The sequence below is a fragment of the Actinomadura litoris genome (assembly GCF_009733595.1).
GTDB classification, from domain to species: Bacteria; Actinomycetota; Actinomycetes; order Streptosporangiales; family Streptosporangiaceae; genus Spirillospora; species Spirillospora litoris.
The window spans coordinates 18,721-34,899 of the sequence record NZ_WOFH01000008.1 but is presented as its reverse complement, the minus strand read 5'-3'; the positions used below and the strand labels follow the sequence as shown (position 1 = coordinate 34,899).

General features: G+C 71.3%; 17 protein-coding genes. 9 read left to right on the top strand and 8 right to left on the bottom strand.

The window, feature by feature from the left end; all coding sequences use genetic code 11:
• Nucleotides 1–63: 63 nt before the first annotated feature.
• Together GNZ18_RS22565 and GNZ18_RS22560 are read right to left on the bottom strand one after the other, a co-directional pair.
• Complete coding sequence (locus GNZ18_RS22565; protein ID WP_156218548.1) at nucleotides 64–996, bottom strand: DMT family transporter; 933 nt, start codon at nucleotides 994–996, stop codon at nucleotides 64–66.
• A gap of 245 nt (nucleotides 997–1,241) precedes the next feature.
• Nucleotides 1,242–1,694 (bottom strand): VOC family protein, encoded by a 453-nt coding sequence (locus tag GNZ18_RS22560; protein WP_156218547.1) that lies wholly within the window; start codon nucleotides 1,692–1,694, stop codon nucleotides 1,242–1,244.
• Nucleotides 1,695–1,788: 94 nt separating this feature from the next.
• Between GNZ18_RS22560 and GNZ18_RS22555 the strand changes: the two genes are divergently transcribed.
• Nucleotides 1,789–2,817 carry a helix-turn-helix transcriptional regulator gene (locus tag GNZ18_RS22555; protein WP_156218546.1) on the top strand — a complete coding sequence of 343 codons (1,029 nt, stop codon included), beginning with the start codon at nucleotides 1,789–1,791 and terminating at the stop codon, nucleotides 2,815–2,817.
• On the opposite strand, the gene GNZ18_RS22550 is transcribed toward GNZ18_RS22555, so the two are convergent.
• From GNZ18_RS22550 to GNZ18_RS22535, 4 genes are all read right to left on the bottom strand, one after another.
• Nucleotides 2,793–3,572, bottom strand: a complete 780-nt coding sequence (locus tag GNZ18_RS22550) for a TSUP family transporter (RefSeq protein ID WP_312874676.1) — start codon at nucleotides 3,570–3,572, stop codon at nucleotides 2,793–2,795. The two genes, GNZ18_RS22555 and GNZ18_RS22550, sit on opposite strands and share 25 nt — an antisense overlap.
• A gap of 88 nt (nucleotides 3,573–3,660) precedes the next feature.
• The gene (locus GNZ18_RS44060) at nucleotides 3,661–3,933 is read right to left on the bottom strand and encodes a GNAT family N-acetyltransferase (protein WP_156218545.1); all 273 of its coding nucleotides are present in this window, start codon (nucleotides 3,931–3,933) and stop codon (nucleotides 3,661–3,663) included.
• Between the two features lie 246 nt (nucleotides 3,934–4,179).
• A complete protein-coding gene (locus GNZ18_RS22540) occupies nucleotides 4,180–5,274 on the bottom strand; it encodes a hypothetical protein (protein WP_156218544.1) in 1,095 nt (364 codons plus the stop codon).
• Between the two features lie 457 nt (nucleotides 5,275–5,731).
• Complete coding sequence (locus GNZ18_RS22535; protein WP_156218543.1) at nucleotides 5,732–6,823, bottom strand: hypothetical protein; 1,092 nt, start codon at nucleotides 6,821–6,823, stop codon at nucleotides 5,732–5,734.
• A 189-nt stretch (nucleotides 6,824–7,012) separates the two neighbouring features.
• Between GNZ18_RS22535 and GNZ18_RS22530 the strand changes: the two genes are divergently transcribed.
• Nucleotides 7,013–7,561, top strand: a complete 549-nt coding sequence (locus GNZ18_RS22530) for a hypothetical protein (protein ID WP_156218542.1) — start codon at nucleotides 7,013–7,015, stop codon at nucleotides 7,559–7,561.
• Nucleotides 7,562–7,571: 10 nt separating this feature from the next.
• Here the strand turns inward: GNZ18_RS22530 and GNZ18_RS22525 are convergent, their stop codons facing one another.
• Nucleotides 7,572–8,375: an SAM-dependent methyltransferase gene (locus GNZ18_RS22525; protein WP_308166308.1), complete on the bottom strand. Its 804-nt coding sequence runs from the start codon at nucleotides 8,373–8,375 to the stop codon at nucleotides 7,572–7,574.
• Between the two features lie 104 nt (nucleotides 8,376–8,479).
• On the bottom strand, nucleotides 8,480–9,142 hold the full coding sequence (locus GNZ18_RS22520) for a FadR/GntR family transcriptional regulator (protein WP_156218541.1): 663 nt from the start codon (nucleotides 9,140–9,142) through the stop codon (nucleotides 8,480–8,482).
• 212 nt (nucleotides 9,143–9,354) lie between these two features.
• Here GNZ18_RS22520 and GNZ18_RS22515 point away from each other — a divergent pair, with 212 nt between their 5' ends.
• The 7 genes from GNZ18_RS22515 to GNZ18_RS22485 all read left to right on the top strand — a co-directional run bounded on the left by GNZ18_RS22515 (nucleotide 9,355) and on the right by GNZ18_RS22485 (nucleotide 16,176).
• A complete protein-coding gene (locus tag GNZ18_RS22515) occupies nucleotides 9,355–10,437 on the top strand; it encodes a sugar phosphate isomerase/epimerase family protein (protein WP_216651405.1) in 1,083 nt (360 codons plus the stop codon).
• A complete protein-coding gene (locus tag GNZ18_RS22510; RefSeq protein ID WP_216651404.1) occupies nucleotides 10,434–11,540 on the top strand; it encodes a sugar phosphate isomerase/epimerase family protein in 1,107 nt (368 codons plus the stop codon). The genes GNZ18_RS22515 and GNZ18_RS22510 overlap by 4 nt, the downstream gene beginning before the upstream one ends.
• Nucleotides 11,528–12,727, top strand: a complete 1,200-nt coding sequence (locus GNZ18_RS22505; RefSeq protein WP_173390855.1) for a M24 family metallopeptidase — start codon at nucleotides 11,528–11,530, stop codon at nucleotides 12,725–12,727. The genes GNZ18_RS22510 and GNZ18_RS22505 overlap by 13 nt, the downstream gene beginning before the upstream one ends.
• A 116-nt stretch (nucleotides 12,728–12,843) precedes the next feature.
• Nucleotides 12,844–13,839 (top strand): ABC transporter substrate-binding protein, encoded by a 996-nt coding sequence (locus tag GNZ18_RS22500; protein ID WP_173390854.1) that lies wholly within the window; start codon nucleotides 12,844–12,846, stop codon nucleotides 13,837–13,839.
• Nucleotides 13,836–14,666, top strand: a complete 831-nt coding sequence (locus GNZ18_RS22495; protein ID WP_312874675.1) for an ABC transporter ATP-binding protein — start codon at nucleotides 13,836–13,838, stop codon at nucleotides 14,664–14,666. The genes GNZ18_RS22500 and GNZ18_RS22495 overlap by 4 nt, the downstream gene beginning before the upstream one ends.
• Nucleotides 14,663–15,409, top strand: coding sequence for an ABC transporter permease (locus GNZ18_RS22490; protein WP_156218537.1), 747 nt, complete (start codon nucleotides 14,663–14,665; stop codon nucleotides 15,407–15,409). The genes GNZ18_RS22495 and GNZ18_RS22490 overlap by 4 nt, the downstream gene beginning before the upstream one ends.
• An 11-nt stretch (nucleotides 15,410–15,420) precedes the next feature.
• Nucleotides 15,421–16,176, top strand: coding sequence for an ABC transporter permease (locus tag GNZ18_RS22485; protein WP_156218536.1), 756 nt, complete (start codon nucleotides 15,421–15,423; stop codon nucleotides 16,174–16,176).
• Nucleotides 16,177–16,179 lie beyond the last annotated feature (3 nt).

The window sequence follows — 16,179 nt, the reverse complement described above, 5'->3', positions numbered from 1 at the left end:
CTTGCCCGGTTCGAGCTGCGGGTTGTTCGCGAGCGCCTAGAGAATGCCATGTGACCGGCGCTTTCACCGCGTCGATACGGGATGCTCCGAGGTGGCCTTGTGCGCGTCCTCGGGGGCGGAGGGGGGCTGTGCCTGCTTGCGCCGGTTGATCAGGATCACTCCGGCGACGGTGACCGCGCCGCCCACCAGCTCGATGGGGTGGGGCACCTCGCCCAGCCAGATGAGGGAGATGACCAGGGCCACCGGCGGCACCAGGTACAGGGCGGCCGTGGACGCCGCGAGCGGCAGGCGGGCGACGGCGTAGGCCCAGATGACGAAGCCGAGCGCGGAGGGGAGCAGCCCCAGGTAGGCGGCGGAGGCCAGCGCGTCGGCCGGGGCGTCCAGGGTCGCGTGCCAGGTGGCGGGGATCAGCGGCAGAGCGAAGAGGGTGCCCGCGACCATCGCGTAGGTGGCGACCTCCAGGCCGGTGTAGCGGCGCAGCAGGGGTTTGGTGGCGAAGTGGTACACCCCCTGGACGACGGCGGCGGCCAGGACGATGAGAGCGGAGACGGTGAAACCGTCGGTGCCCGCGGCGAGGCTGACGATGGCCGCGCCGGCGATCGCGACGACGCTGCCGAGGGTGATGTCGCGGCTCAGCCCCTCTTGGAGGAAGAAGCTTCCCAGCAGCACGCTGAAGACGGGCGCGATCGCGATCAGCAGGCTCGCCGTCCCGGCCGCCACCTCGACCTCGCCCCAGTTGAGCAGGATCTGGTAGGCGGTCATGCCGGTGGCCCCGCACAAGGCGACCATGGGAAGGTCGCGACGCCGGGGCAGCCGGACCTTCGCCAGCGGCGCCACCAGCAGCAGCGCGACGGCCGCGATCGCGATCCGCAGGAACGACAGCGCCGCCACGCCCAGGCCGTCGATACCGACCCGGATGGCGGGGAAGGCCGAGGCCCACAGCACCACGGTGCCGGTCAGAGCAAGGATGTGGGGGGAGAGGATGCGCGCGAACATCCGTCCAGCATCCCCACCTGGGATGGAAAGTTCCATTTAGTATTTATGGGCGAACACTTCAGTCGTACTTATCGGTGGGGATCGTGCGCTCACTTCCGCCGGGCCACGGGGAGGCGCGGACAGCCCTCGTCACTGCGTCCATAGGCCGGCGTGACGTTCGGCTACGTCCGAGATGGGCCGGTGTCGCGCTGGTGGACGATGCCCGCGCTCTCCCCGTGGCCGTTGCGCGCCGGGTCGCGGCCGCCTCAGTAGGCGGCTGCGACGTCGAGGATCCAGGTGACGCCGAAGCGGTCGGTGAGCATGCCGAACGCGGGAGCCCAGGGCGCGGGCCCGTAGGCCGCGATGACGTGGGCGCCGACCGAGAGGCCCTCCCAAAGGGCGCCGACCTCGTCGACCGTCTCGCCGCGGACGGACAGGAAGAACTTCTCGGTGGTGATCGTCATCCCGTTCTCACGCGTGGTCCTTCCCGCCGGCGTGGGCTCGCTTCGGCCGGGGACGTCGTAGGCCATCACCTGGAAGCCGTTGTCGCCGACGACCTGGCCGAAGACGACGTCGCCGCTGCCCGGCACGTCCTCGGGCATGCCGAAGTCGCCGTAGGTGGCGATGGTGACCTTCCCGCCGAAGACCGACTGGTAGAACTCCAGCGCCTCGCGGGCCTGGCCGTGGAAGTTCAGGTGGGCGGTCGTGGTGAACGACATGGGTTGCTCCTCTACGAATGACTTCGGAACCGTCTGCGGAGTGTCACATCAGTAGCGGACAGAGAATGTCCTCTTCTGCGGTTACGGTCAGGTCATGCCGACCAGTTCCGCGTCATCGACGTCCCGCCGCCTGTTGTCGCTCCTGTCACTCCTGCAAGCACGCCGGGACTGGCCGGGGGAGCTCCTCGCCGAGCGGCTGCAGGTCAGCGCCCGTACCGTGCGGCGTGATGTGGACCGGCTCCGCGACCTCGGCTATCCCGTCCGCGCGATCAAGGGGCCGGACGGCGGCTACCGGCTCGACGCCGGTGCTCATCTGCCGCCGCTGCTGTTCGACGACGATCAGGTCGTGGCATTGGCGATCGCGCTGCGCGGTGCCCCGCAGTTGGGTGCGGGCATCGACGATGCCGCCGCCCAGGCGCTCACCACGATCAGCCAGGTCATGCCCGCCAGGCTCCGGGCCCGGCTGGACGCCTTCGAACCGACGGTCGTCGCTCCCGCGCCGCGCGAGGGTGACGGCCCGGCGAGGGCGGCCGTGCTCCTCGCCATCGCCGCCGCCCTCAACGCGCGGGAGGAGCTGCGGTTCGACTACGCCTCGTCAGGCCGTACCGGCGGCCAGGACGATCCGGTGCCGCGCAGCGTGCAGCCCCACCACCTGCTGGCGCGCCTGGGACGCTGGTACCTGATCGCGTGGGTACCGGCCCGCGACGACTGGCGTGTCTACCGCGTCGACCGGATCACGCCGCGCACTCCGAACGGACCCCGGTTCGTCCCGCGCCGGCTTCCCGGCGACGACCCCGCGGCATTTCTGGCGGCCAGGTTCAAAGGATCCGACGGGACTGCCGACCGATGGCCCTGCCAAGGGGAAGTGATCGTGCACTTGCCGGCCGCGGAAGTGGTGCCGTTCGCGCGCGACGGCACCGTCACCGCCCTGGGTGACGACCGCTGCCGGGTTCGGCTCGGCGCCTGGTCGTGGCCCGGCCTGGCCGCGAGCCTCGCCCGATTCGACGCGAGCATCGAAGTCATCGGTCCCTCCGAGCTGCGCACGGCGTTCGCCGACCTCGCCCGCCGCGCCGCCGCAGCCGCCGACGGCGGCGCCGATCAGGTGAGCGTTTGGAGGAGGTAGAGCGCCGCCAGCGCGGTGGCCAGAAGGCCCAGTGTGAGGCGTAGGGCGGTCTCGGGAAGCCGGGGTTGCAGGACCGCGCCGAGATATCCGCCGGCCAGACCTCCGAGGCCGCAGGTCAGGCCGAGGGACCAGTCGGGAGCGATGTCGCCGGGGGCGGTGCGGGAGAGCGCGGCGTAGGTCGCGGCGCCGGTCGCCGAGGTCAGGAAGGTCGAAGCCAGCGCGGCCGGGGCGACCTGGGCGACGGGCATGCCGCGGCCGACCAGGATGGGCCCGAGGATGGAGCCGCCGCCGATGCCGTAGACGCCGCCGACGGTGCCGACCGCCAGTGCGAGCGCGGTGATGAAGCGGGTGGACGGCTGGCCGGACGGGTGATGGCGTGGCCGCAGGGTCCGGGCGCACAGCCACAGCCCGAGCGGCAGCAGCAACAGGCCGACCAGGACGCGGAAGACCGACGGTCCCGGGACGGCGAAGACCCGGATGACCGCGCCGGCGACGACGCCGGGGAGCGTCCCGGCGATCAGCAGCCGGGTCAGCGGGCCGCCCAGACCGCCCTCGCGGTGGTAGCGGGCCAGGGCGCCGGGACCGGAGACCACGTTGAACAGCAGGTTGGTCGGGGTGACCGCGGGACTGGGGACGCCCAGCAGGCTGAGCTGGACCGGAAGCAGGAACACCGCTCCGGACACCCCGACCGGAGCCGTCACCATCGCGATCAACGCTCCAGCGGCCAGGCCGAGCAGTTCGACCTGCCCGATCACGTCCTCAACTCCGGCATCATCCAGGAAAGCATGCCGTACCGGCCATCTCGGACGTTGATCGCGTCCCGGTGCTCTCGGCGCTGGGCCGCTAGCACCTCCAGAGCGCGGACGCCGTATGCGCCCAGATCATGCAGTCATGCCAGATGCTGTCGTCCGGGTCGGACGTGGTCCAGGTACGGCAGTGGTGAGGCATACGTTCTTCGTTTTGGTAGCCAGCTCGGTCGGCCGGGCTCAGCGAGGGGGAGTTGTCGGGGTCGGCCTCAAGCCAGATCCGGCTTATGCCCAGTTCGTTGTGCGTCCAGCGGGTCAACGCGTTGATCCCGCGCAGGGCCAATCCTCGGCGACGGCTTTCCGGCCGCACCCCGTTAGGCGAGTTCGGCGCTGTCCGGACCGTCGATCATCAGCCCAGGGCGCCGAGCAGGCGGTCGTCCTTGAGTACTCCGTAGGACGCCTGACGTCCCGCGGCTGGATCCCGGTCGTGCAGTGCCCCACGCGCGTCCTGCGGCGTGTAGGGCTCGGCGGGGTGCCGCCCCCCGAGGGCCCGAGCCGTCTCATACTGGTGGCCTCGACCACGAGGGTGAGTCGGCTTCGGGCGGTGTCGGGATCGCTATTTCCAGCGGACCGCGATGCTCTGATCGGACGCGGTGGACGCTTCGCCGACCACCTCACCGGCATTATTGATCGCCGTCGCCTCGCTGTACCGGCCGCCTGGCAATTGCGGCAGCGGCACGATGTGCCACCCGCCCTTCCTCCGCTTCCACAGGACCGCGCCACGGTCCTCGGGAGTGCTCGTCGCCGAGATGCCGACGATGGTGCCGGCGTTGTTGATGCCGTTCGCGACGCTGTAGTCGCTGCCGCCGGGGAGAACGCCGAGGTCGGTGGGCGCGGAGGCGCCGGGGCTCCACAGCGTCGCGTGAATGGCATATATGGGAGGAGGGCCGGGCCTGGACTGCGCATAGCCGACGATCAGACCCTTGTCATTGATGCCCCCGGAGTTGCTGCGCGGGCCTCCGTCGGGCAGCGGCGGGAGCAGGGTGACCGTGGTGGCCCCTGCGGGCCAGGTGCCGGCATTGACGAAATTCCCGGTGCCCACCGTGAAGGTCCTGCCGATCACGACGCCGTCGTCGTTGATCGCGTCGGCGGCGGTCGACCCCCGCGGAGATGTCGTGCCGAGGTCGATGATCGTGCCGTCCGGCTGCCATTTCACCGCGTGGTAGATCTTGGGCCGGATCGGCACCTCGCCGACCACGCTTCCCTCGTCGTTGATTCCGAATGCGTAGCTGGCGGTGCGGCCGGGGAGCGTGCCGAGGTCGGTAATGGCTCCGTTTGGAGCCCAGCGTACGGCGCGTTCGCTACCGTCGGCATTGTCCGCGTAGCCGACGGTGTCGCCATGGTCGTTGATTCCGTAGGCGTAGCTGTGGGCTCCCCCGGGAAGGGTGCCGAGGTCAGTGACGCGGCCGCGGCGGTTCCAGCGGATGGCGTGGTTCTCGCCGTTGGCCGTGTCGCCGTAGCCGACGATGACCCCGCGGTCGTTGACGGCGGTCGCCCGGCTGGTCGTCCCGCCCGGTAGCAGGTCGAGCCTGATGATGGCCCCTTCGGACGAGGCGGCCGCGCTCGCGTCCACCGCCGGTTCGGCCATTGTTAACGCGACGGTGGTGAGCCCGGCCAGGAACACGGTTTTCGATCTTTGAAGATCCACCATGCGGTCATTACAGCATGACTGGATCAATTTGCAACCGGGTGATCTTGGCAAGTTGTGGCGGCCGCTCGGGGGTGTGGCAAGAATTCGGATATCGGTCACTGTGGCGCGGCGAGTAATGGCGGTGCCTAACTCAATTCGGTGCAGGTCGACGAAGTCTGTGGCGCGCCTCTCGGGCCTGGGGGCGGAACGTTCTTGTGGGGTCCTTCATTTCGGACACGGGTTTGTTTCATCCGAAAAGTGCTCGCTGGCGACCGTCTTCAAAATTGACCTAGTGCAATTCGCGCGGGAGCAGGATGAGACTCCTTCGGCGGGAAGATCCTCCAGAGAGCTGATTGTTGCGGTGTACCCGATGTGCTACGGACTGGTTGCGCGGTGGTGGAGGATCCCGCACGGTCAGGGTCGAGCTGAAAGGGGCGTACGCCGGCCACCCGAGAGGAGCCGGGCATGCCGCGAAATGCTATTGCCAGCGGACTGCGACTCTTTGGCCGGACGCGCTGACCGCCTCGCCGACCACCACGCCGAGATCGTTGATCGCCGTCGCCTCGCTCTCGTGGCCACCCGCCAGTTGCGGCAGCGATTCGATGAGCCAACCGTCGCTACTCCACTTCCACAGCACCGCGTCGCGTTCACCATGGGTACTCGTCGCCGAGGAGCCGACGATGTCGTTCGCGGCGTTGATATCGTTCGCAGCGCTGAAATTTCCCGCGCCAGGCAGACCGCCGAGGTCGAGGGGCGCGGAGGCGCCAGGGCTCCACAGGGTCGCGTGCACGGGGTTCTTCTGGGGAGTGCTGGGCTTGACCTCCGCATAGCCGACGATCAGGCCCTTCTCGTTGACGCCCATGGCAGTGCTGCGCGGGCCGCCGTCGGGCAGTAGGGGAAGCATGATGAAAGTGTCGGCCCCCGCAGGCCAGGTAACGGCTTCTTGGTAGTGCCCTCCGCCCGGTGAGTAGGTCCTGCCTACCGCGACATCGTGATTGTTTATCGCGCTGGGGGAGGTCGACGACCGTGAGGACTTTGTTCCGATGTCGATGACGGTTCCGTCCGGCCGCCATTTCACCGCATGGAAGGTCTTGGAGCGGATCGGCACCTCGCCGACCACGCTTCCCTCGTCGTTGATGCCATAGGCGCGGGCGTTGAAGCCGCCGGGGAGGGTGCCGAGATCGGTGATGGTTCCGTCCGGAGCCCAGCGAACGGCGCGCTCGCCGGCGGGGGTGTCCGCGTAGCCGACGGTGTCGCCATGGTCGTTGATTCCGTAGGCGTAGCTGAGGGTGCTGCCGGGAAGGGTGCCGAGGTCGGTGACGCGCCCGTCGGGGCTCCACCGGACGGCGTGGTTCTCGCCGCTCGCCGTGTCGCCGTAGCCGACGATGACCCCGTGGTCGTTGACGGCGGTCGCCCGGCTGGTCGTCCCGCCCGGCAGCAGGTCGAGGCTGACGATGGTCCGTTCGGTCCAGGGGGCCGCGCTCGCGGCCACCGGCGCTCCGACCATTGTTAACGCGACGGTGGCGAGCCCGGCCAGGAACACGGTTTTCGATCTCTGAAGATCCACCATGCGGTCATTACAGCATGACTGGATCAATTTGCAACCGGGTGATTCCGATTGGGGAGGTCTTTCGATGTTTTAGGGGCAGCCGGAAGCCGGGCGTTAGTTGCGAAGGCTCCCGGGTGCCGGCCGCGGGCAGGTGGCGCGGGTTTCGGAAAATGGGTTGGCGCATGTTGTGGGCGGTGCGAAAATCTGTCCATGGGTAGGCCGGATTTTCTGGAGTTCGATTACCTGCGGGAGATCGAGAGACTGGCCGGCGCCGTTGTCGCCGCAGCCGACACCGGAGTCGGGGATGGTGGTGAAGCGAATGGAGCGTTGCGATCCGGTATCGACGCGCTCGCCCGCGTCCTGCGCTATTACCACTTTCCGCTGGACGGATGCCTGGACGAGGAGGCGGATCGCCGCCGGGTCAGGCTGGCGGGGGCTGCGATCATCCGTCCCGACGCCATGCCGATCGGGATGCGCTGTACCTATCAGGCGGCGTGCAAACGACTCGGCGTGGAAGCGCGGCCGGAAGGGTGGGCTCTGTGGAACACCTGGGGAGAGGGTGAGCTGAGGGTCACCATGGTCGTGGCGGCGGTGGAGGCCACGGAGGGCTTGTTCATGAACTGGGCCAAGGGGAGGGACCTGCTCCCCGTCATGCCGCTGCCCTCCCAGGTCGCCCAGGTCATCGCGGGCTGGATCGAGCCGCCCACGTTCTCGCCTTACGGCAGGAGGAGGTTGGGGCTCGACGGGGACGCTCTCTGACCCGTGCGGGTCAGCGTTTGATGGCTATGCCGCCGTGGATGGTTATCTGGTCGTCGGCCAGGGCGGAGGACTCCTCGTCGGGGTGCCAGCGGTGGACGGGGACGACGCCCGGGTCCAGGATCTCCAGGCCGTTGAAGAAGGTTTCCACGACTTCCTTGGTGCGGGCCACCGTGGGGATTCCGTGGGCGTTGTAGGCGGCCACGCCCGCCTTCACCACCTCGGGGTTGTTGTCGAAGGTGGTGGTGGACAGGGCCAGGATGCTGCCCGGGGCCAGGGGGGCCATGAGGTGGTCGATGATGCGGCGTACTTCGGCGTCGTCGACGATGAAGTGCAGGATCGCGATGAGGCTCAGCGCGACGGGCCGGCTCAGGTCGAGGTACTCGCGCAGCTGGGTGGAGCCCAGGATCGCGTCCGGGTCCCGGAAGTCGGCGTCGAGGTAGCCCGTCTTGCCCTCGCGGGAGCTGGTGAGCAGGGCGCGGGCGTGGACGAGCACGATGGGGTCGTTGTCGACGTAGACGATTCGCGACTCGGGGGCGACGGACTGGACGACCTCGTGCAGGTTCGGGGTGGTGGGGAGGCCGGTCCCGATGTCGAGGAACTGCCGGATGCCGTGGTCGGCGGCGAGGTGGTGGGCCATCCTGGCCATGAACCTGCGGTTGGCCCGCATGCCGATCGGGAGGACGGTCCAGTCCTTGACGATGTTCGCCGCCGCCGCCCGGTCGGCGGGGTAGTTGTCCTTGCCGCCGAGTAGATAGTCATAGATTCGGGCCGAATGCGGGATATCGGTCTGGAGGTCCAATTCGCGGTCGGTCACATCGGTCCCCTGATCGTCGGACAGCCGGTAGTTGATCTACCTTAAGCGTTTTCGCTCATCGGGGGCGGATAGCGGATCATTTTGCCCATCGGGCAATCACGGTGTCAGCCGAGGAGGTCGCGGAGGAAGTCGCGGTAGTCCTCGTGCAGGTCGTGGCATGCCTGGCGGGCCAGGTCGAACTCGCCGCGCAGGACGCCGTCGGCGAGGACGCGGTGGCGCTCCAGGGTGGCCTCGTCCATGGTCGTGCCGTTGGGGCTGATCCTGATCACGGTGGTGATCTCGCTGGTCAGGTCCTCCCAGAGGCGGACGGCGGTCGAGGAGCGCGCGGTCGCGACGATCGCGCGGTGGAAGCGGTGGTCGGCGCGGGTCGCCTGGGTGCCGTTCGCGACGCAGCGTTCGAGTTCGGCGAGGGCGGCGCGGAGTTCGGCGGCCTCCGGGTCGCCCGGGTCGCGGCGGGACGCGACGCCGAGCACCCCGCACTCGATCACCTCGCGCATCACGGTCACGTCGATGAGGGAGCGCTGGGCGTCCTCGGACTGGACCGCGACGTCCTTGTCGGTCACGAAGGCGCCGCGCCCGACCTGGATGTCGACCAGGCCGAGGGAGCTCAGCATGCCGAGCGCCTCGCGGACCACCGGGCGGGAGACGCCGAACGCCTCCGACAGCCGCCGCTCCGAGGGGAGCCGCTCGCCGGGGCCGTAGCGGCGGGCCCGGATGTCCTGGAGCAGCTGGTCGGCGACGCGGGAGCGCTGGGTTCCGGCGCTCATCGGAGGCCGCCGGGACGCGCGGGCGCGCGCCGGAGGTCGGGGGCGTCGCTCCTGCGGCGCGTCATCACTTCGGCTCCTTCGCTCACTGCCGCCCTGTCCGGGTGGCGCACGTGCAACATACCGGCCGCGTCTGGACAGGAGCGGGAGGCGTTGCTACATTCCCGGCAACTGGTAAGACCAGTAATACCAGATGAGGGAGGGGGTGCTTGCCGGTGGGTGACGGTGAGCTCGGCCCGGAGGCCGCGTGGGCGCCGCGCGTCGGGGTCGACGGGCGCAAGTTCCCGGGCGCGGCGCGGGGCGGGTGCCATGACACGCTCGTCCGGGCCCGCGCGGCGGGGTTCGACGGGGTCTTCTTCCGCACCGTGCTCGACATGAGCCCGCGCCTGGACGACGGCGAGCTGAGGGAGATCCGCGAGCACGCCGACGACCTCGGCATGTACGTCGAGGCGGGGCTCGGCAAGGTCAACCCGTTCGCCACGCCGGAGGCGCCCGAGCTGAGGGCGGCGGGCGGCGGCGACATCCTGCTCGGTTTCCGCCGCATGATGGAGGCCGCCGCGCGGATCGGGTGCGTGGAGCTGTGGGCGGCCACGACCAACTACCAGCTCGGCTACCCCGGCAGGTTCGTCTGGGACCGGTTCCGCACCGACGTGGTCTGGTCGGAGCAGCTCGCGGCGACGCGCCGCTTCCTGGAGCGGCTGCGTCCGATCGCCCTGGACCTCGGCGTGCACGTCAACCTGGAGACGCACGAGGAGATCACCTCGTTCGAGCTGGTCGCGCTGGTCGAGGCCGTCGGCCCGGACGTGCTGGGCATCGTCTTCGACACGGCGAACCCGTTGCAGCGGCTGGAGCATCCGCGGTTCACGACCGAGCGGGTCGCGCCGTATGTGCGGCAGACCCAGCTCAAGGACTGCGCGCTGACGCCGGTGGAGGGCGGCTACCGGTTCGACCTGACGTCCTGCGGGGACGGCGTGGTCGATTTCGACCACGTGCTCTCGACGCTGGCGCGCACCGCCCCGGCGGTCAACCTGACGATCGAGAACCAGGAGTCGCGGGACGACTTTCCCGGCCCGGCGCCGGTCACGGTGCTGCCGATCCGCGATCCGGAGTTCGTCGCGTCGCATTCCGACCTGACCGTTCCCGAGTTCGCGGCGTTCACCTCCCTGGTCCACGAATGCGGGCCCCGGCCCGCGATCCCGGCCCGTTTCGGTCATGAGGAGGCGATGGACGCCGTGCTGCGCAGCCGCGACCACATCAGGCGATCGGCCGCGTCCCGTCCGATGGCGGTGCCGGCGTGACGGCGGCGCCGACGCGGGTCGGGATCGACGGGCGCAAGGTCCCCGGCGCCACGGGACGCCCGGCCATCGAGCGCCTCGACCTGGCCAAGGAGCTGGGCCTGGACGGCGTCTTCTACCGGACGGTCTTCGACATGGACCCGGGCCTGGACGCCGGGCGCCTGGCCGAGCACCGCCGGCGCGCGGACCAGCTCGGGCTCTACCTTGAGGCCGGAATCGGAAACGTCAACCCCTACGCGATGGCCGAGCACCCGCATTTGCGGAAGGCCGGTGACGGGGACACCGTGCTCGGTTTCCGGCACGCGATCAGGGCGGCGGCCGAAATCGGGTGCCGGGAGCTGTGGGTCGTCACCGGCGGTTTCAAGAACTTCCCCGGCCGGTTCGCCTACGACCGTTTCCGCACCGACGTCGACTGGTCCGCGCAGTTGGAGGAGACCGCGCGTTTCCTCGAACTGCTCGCGCCGATCTGCCGGGAGCACGGCGTCCACCTCAACCTGGAGACGCACGAGGAGATCACCTCGTTCGAGCTGGTCCGGCTGGTCGAGCGCGTCGGCCCGGACGTCCTCGGCATCACCTTCGACACCACGAACCTGCTCCAGCGCGGGGAGCATCCGCTGGAGAGCGCCCGGCGGGTGGCGCCCTACGTGCGGCAGACCCACGTCAAGGACTGCCTCCTCGGCATCGGCGAGGACGGGATCCGCTACCAGCTCCGGCCCGTGGGCTCCGGCGTGCTCGACATGGCGGGGCTCCTCGGGGTGCTGCGGGACGCGGGGGCCCGGCCCAACCTCAGCCTGGAGACCCTCACCTCGGCGGCCGAGTCCGGCGGGGGCGAGGACGGCCTCCACCCCTACCTGCGCCCCCTGACGATCGAGCTGTACGACCCGGTCTGGCATGCCATGCACCCGGATCTGAACTCCGTCGAGCTGACCGCGACGGTCCGGCTCGCGGTGGAGGGCGAGCGGAGGGTGGCCGAGGGCGGCACCGAGTCCATGGCCGCGTTCGCCGGACGCCCCTTCTCCCATGCCGACGCGGTCGCGTTCGTCCAGGCCGGAGCCGCGCACCTGCGCTCGCTGGAGTCCGGATGGAGCCCGCCATGCGAGGGGTAGCGGCGGGGCGGCTGCCCGCGCGGTGGGAGGAGTTGTGGCGGCGGGTCGACGACGAGGCGCTCGACGCGATCGTGGTCCTCGGCGCGCCGGGCGCGCTCGGGCCGACCGCTGACTCGCCCGGAAACGTGCGGTTCCTGACCGGCTGGGCGCCGCCCCTCGGCCCCTCCGGTGTCGTGCTCCGCCGTGGTGAGCGGCCGGTCGTGCTCGCCGTCGGGCCGCACGACGCCAGGGGCTTCCGCGCCCGGCTGGGCGACGCGGCGGACGTCTGGCAGGTGGCGGGGCCGTCGGCGCTAGCCGAGATGGTGCCGCCCCTGTCGCGCGTCGGCGTCGCCGGGCTGGCGGAGCTGCCCGCCTCGCTGGCGGACGCGCTGCGCGGCCGATGGCGCGAGCCGCATCCGATCGACGCGCACCTCCACGCCATGAGGGCGCTGCACTACGCCGACTTCGCCGACCTCGCGCGGGCCGCCGCGGCGGTCTCGGACGCGATGGTGGAGCGGGTCCTCGCCACGGCGGCGGAGCGTCCGGTGACCGGCGCGGAGCTGATGGTGGCGGCCGAGCGGGAGGGGCGCTCGCTCGGCGCCGAGTCCGCCGGGTGCTGGATCGCGACCGGCCCGGCGCCGTCCACGACCTACTTCGAGCAGCGGGAGCTGCGGGACGTCCTCGAAAAGGGCGACCGGCTCCAGATCGGGACCACCGTCCGCTACGAGGGCTTCTACGGGCAGAGCCTCAGGACCGCCGTGGTGGGCGCTCCCTCGGCGCTGCTGGAGGAGCACAACCACCGCCTGCTCGCCATGCAGGACGAGATCGCCGCGCTGATGCGCCCCGGCGTCCCGCTCGCGGACGTCGCCGCCCGCATGGACGAACTCGTCGGCGCCGCGTGCCCCTACCCGGCGAAGGCGGACCCGTTCCGGTTCCAGTTCTGCCACGGCCTCGGGCTCAGCTACTCCGAGCCCGCGATGCGCGCCGTCAGCGGCGCGGGCCAGGCCGACCCGCGGTTCGCGGGGGCGGTGCTGGCCGAGGGGATGGTGGTGGAGGTCCACCCGAACTACTCCGTGCCGGACCTCGGCCATGTGTGCGCCGGGGACATGGCCCAGGTGACCCCGGCCGGAGCGGTCTGGCTCACCTCGTCGGCCCGCGGCCTCGCCCGCCTCGGCGACGGGCCCGGCCGGTCCCGCCCCAACTCATGAAGGGTGCCACCGTGATGGAACAACCCCGGTTCACCGATCCTCCAGCGGCCACGACGCGGGGGCGGCGATCCCCTTCCCGCCGGCGGTTCCTCAAGGCCGTGGCGGCGGGATCCCTGGTGGCCGGCGCCGCGGCCTGCGGGGGCGGCGCGGCGGCCGGAAGCGGGTCCAAGACCCGGCTCAGGGTCGCCCTCGGGTGGGTCACCAACATCGAGTTCGCCGGGTTCTGGCTCGCCGTCGAACGCGGCTACTACCGCGACGAGGGCCTCGACGTCACGTTCAAGGGCGGCGGGACGAACGCGCCGCTGCCGCACGTCCAACTCGCGTCCGGCGCGGCCGACCTCGCGGTCGACCCGAACATGCGCCAGGTGCTGGAGGTGATCGGACGGGGCAACGACCTGGTGCTGCTCGGCGCGCAGTTCCAGACCGACCCGAACGGGCTGCTGTCGCTGTCCAAGCGCCCGCTGACCGGGCCGCGCGACCTGCCCGGACGGCGGATCCTCAGCCAGCAGGGCACCCAGCCGGTGCTGGAGGGCCTCTACCGGGCCAACCACCTCAGGCCCGACTTCCGGTTCGTGCCGACGGGGTTCGATCCCGGCGCGCTGATGCAGGGCAAGGGCGACGCCTACAACTGCTTCGTGACGAACCAGCCGATCACGCTGGAGACCAGGTTCGGCCTGCGGCGCGGCTCCGGCTACGAGGTCGTGACCTACGGCGCGCTGGGCTGCCCCGCGTACGCGAGCGTCATCTCCTGCAAGCGGGCGATGGCGGCCCAGCACCGGGACGCCGTCGTCAAGTTCATGCGGGCGTCCGCGCGCGGCTGGCAGGACAACCTGGCCGACCCCGGGGCGGCGGTCGAGGTCGTGATGGACAAGTACGGCCTCGACCTCGGGCTCGACCGGAGGCAGCAGACCCGCCAGAACGAACTCCAGACGCCGCTGACCGCGAGCGCGCTGACCAGGGCCAAGGGGATGCTGCGCATGGACCCGCAGGTCATGGCCTCCACGATGTACCCGTGGCTGCGGCTGACCGGGGCGGCGAACCTGCCGGACGTGCGCAAGGTCGTCGACACCTCCGTCCTGGACGAGGTGTTCAAGAACGGCGCGCGGCTGTGAGCGGCGCGGTGGTCGACAACGGGCGGCCGTCCAGGGGCACGGACGCGGGACACGCGGCGGTCGAGCTGCGCGGGGTCGTCAAGGAGTTCCCGCTGTCGCGGCGGCGCGAGCCCCTGCGCGCGCTGGACGGGGTCGACCTGACCATCGCGCACGGCGAGTTCGTGGCGCTCCTCGGCCCCTCGGGCTGCGGCAAGTCCACGGTGCTGCGGATGATCGCCGGGCTGGAGGCGCCGACGGCGGGCTCGGTCGAGGTGGCGGGCGGCGCGCCGGCGGCGCTGATCGAGCGGCACCGGCTCGGCGTCGCCTTCCAGGACGCGGCGCTGCTGCCGTGGGCGACCGCCTGGGACAACGTCGCGCTGCCGTTCCGGCTGGCCGGGCGCCCCGTCCCCGAGGAGCGGGTCCGCGCGCTGCTGGAGACGGTCGGGCTGGAGGGGTTCGCGCGGGCGCGCCCGAAGCAGCTGTCCGGCGGGATGCGGCAGCGGATCTCGATCGCGCGGGCCATGGCGCTGGAACCCGACGTGCTGCTGCTGGACGAGCCGTTCGGCGCCCTGGACGCCGTCACCCGCCGCAGGCTCAACCTGGAACTCGGGGCGGTGTGGGCGCGGCTGCGCACCACGACCGTGCTGGTGACCCACGACGTCGCGGAGGCCGTCCAGCTCGCCGACCGGGTCGTCGTGATGACCGGGCGGCCCGGAGCGCTCGCGCATGTCGAGCCGGTGTCGGCGCCGCGTCCGCGCGGGGAGGACTTCACCCGGGGGCACGCGTTCCACGAGGTCGTCGACCGGCTCGTCGCGCTGCTCGACGACCCCTCGGACGGGCGGCGATGACCGGCGCGCGGCGGTTCGGGACCGGCGTCCTCGGCGTCGGCGTGCTGCTGGGCGTGCTGGAGCTGGTCGGGCGGACGGGGGCGGCGGGCGACACGTGGCCGCCGCTGTCGTCGGTCCTGTCCTACGGCGCCGGCGAGCCGGGGCGGGTGATCCTCGCCCGCGCGACGCGGGCGACCGTGGCCGAGGCCGCCACCGGGCTGCTCGCCGGGGTCCTCGCGGGCGTGGCCGCCGCCGGGCTCGGCCTGGTCGTCCCGTGGCTGCGGGCCGGGATGAGCCAGCTCGCCGTCCTGCTCAGCACCGTGCCGCTGATCGCGCTCGGCCCCGTGCTGGTCACCACCGTCGGCAACGAGCGGACGCCGCCGGTGATCGCGGCGCTCGGCGCGGGGTTCGCGGTGTTCGTCGCGATGTCCTCGGCGTTCTCCGCGCCGCGCACGAGCCTGGACGACGTGTTCGAGGTGCTCGGCGCCTCGCGGGCGAGCACGCTCGCGCGGCTGCGCGCGCCCGCCGCCGTCCCGGCGTTCTTCGACGGGCTCGCGCTCGCCGCCCCGGCGGCGCTGCTCGGCGCGGTCGTCGGGGAGTGGTTCGGGGCGCCGCGCGGCATCGGCGTCCTGCTGGTCAGCTCGATGCAGAACTTCGCGGTCGTCCAGCTGTGGGCGGCGGCGCTGTGCGTCTCGCTCGTGTCCCTGGCCGCCTACGGGACGCTGACCGGGGTCCGCCGGGCCTCGGTCCGCCGGTTCACCTGAAGGAGGTGCCCGTGAACGAAGCGCGTTTCCTCAACCGGTTCCTCCAGGTCGCGTGGCCGTCCGCGCTGCTCGTCGGCGGATGGGCGGTGTGGGTGCGGGCCAACGGCTACACCGACCTCGTCGCGCCGATGCCGCAGAGTGTGGCCGCCGACGTCCTCACCCACCCCGGGGCCTACCTCGGGCCGGTGCTCACCACGACCTGGACGGCGCTCGCGGGCCTGGTCGCCGGGATGCTCCTCGGCGGCCTGCTCGCGGTCGCGGTCTGGTCGTCCCGGCTGCTGACCGCCGTGCTGACCCCGGCGGCGGTGCTGATGCGCTCGGTGCCGGTGGTCGCGATCGTCCCGGTCATGATCGGGCTGTTCGGGACGGGCCGCCCGGCGGTGGTCGCGATCACCGTGGTGGTGACGTTCTTCCCGGCGTTCAGCCTGGTCGCCTCGGGCCTGCGGGCGCCCTCGGCGAGCACGCGGGACGTCTTCACGGTGCTCGGCGCGTCCAAGCCCGCGACGCTGACCCGGCTGCTGATCCCGTACGCGGTGCCGAACGCGCTGGTGGCGGTGCGGATCGCGGCTCCCAGCACGATCCTGTCGGCGATGCTGGCGGAGTTCCTCATCGGCAAGAGCGGCCTGGGCTTCATGTTCGTCGACTCGGTGTCGTACTCGCACTACGCGCGGGCGTGGGGGACCGGGGTGGTCGCCACGGCGCTCGCCGTCGCCTCGTTCGTCGCCGCGACCCGGCTGGAGCGCCGGACCCTGGAGCGGGTGAGCTGACCC

What these genes read in the sequence shown, in the direction of transcription:
- GNZ18_RS22565 (WP_156218548.1), bottom strand. Translation starts at nt 996, where the DNA reads ATGTTCGCGCGCATCCTCTCCCCCCACATCCTTGCTCTGACCGGCACC.
- GNZ18_RS22560 (WP_156218547.1), bottom strand. Translation starts at nt 1,694, where the DNA reads ATGTCGTTCACCACGACCGCCCACCTGAACTTCCACGGCCAGGCCCGC.
- GNZ18_RS22555 (WP_156218546.1), top strand. Translation starts at nt 1,789, where the DNA reads ATGCCGACCAGTTCCGCGTCATCGACGTCCCGCCGCCTGTTGTCGCTC.
- GNZ18_RS22540 (WP_156218544.1), bottom strand. Translation starts at nt 5,274, where the DNA reads ATGGTGGATCTTCAAAGATCGAAAACCGTGTTCCTGGCCGGGCTCACC.
- GNZ18_RS22535 (WP_156218543.1), bottom strand. Translation starts at nt 6,823, where the DNA reads ATGGTGGATCTTCAGAGATCGAAAACCGTGTTCCTGGCCGGGCTCGCC.
- GNZ18_RS22530 (WP_156218542.1), top strand. Translation starts at nt 7,013, where the DNA reads ATGGGTAGGCCGGATTTTCTGGAGTTCGATTACCTGCGGGAGATCGAG.
- GNZ18_RS22520 (WP_156218541.1), bottom strand. Translation starts at nt 9,142, where the DNA reads ATGAGCGCCGGAACCCAGCGCTCCCGCGTCGCCGACCAGCTGCTCCAG.
- GNZ18_RS22505 (WP_173390855.1), top strand. Translation starts at nt 11,528, where the DNA reads ATGCGAGGGGTAGCGGCGGGGCGGCTGCCCGCGCGGTGGGAGGAGTTG.
- GNZ18_RS22490 (WP_156218537.1), top strand. Translation starts at nt 14,663, where the DNA reads ATGACCGGCGCGCGGCGGTTCGGGACCGGCGTCCTCGGCGTCGGCGTG.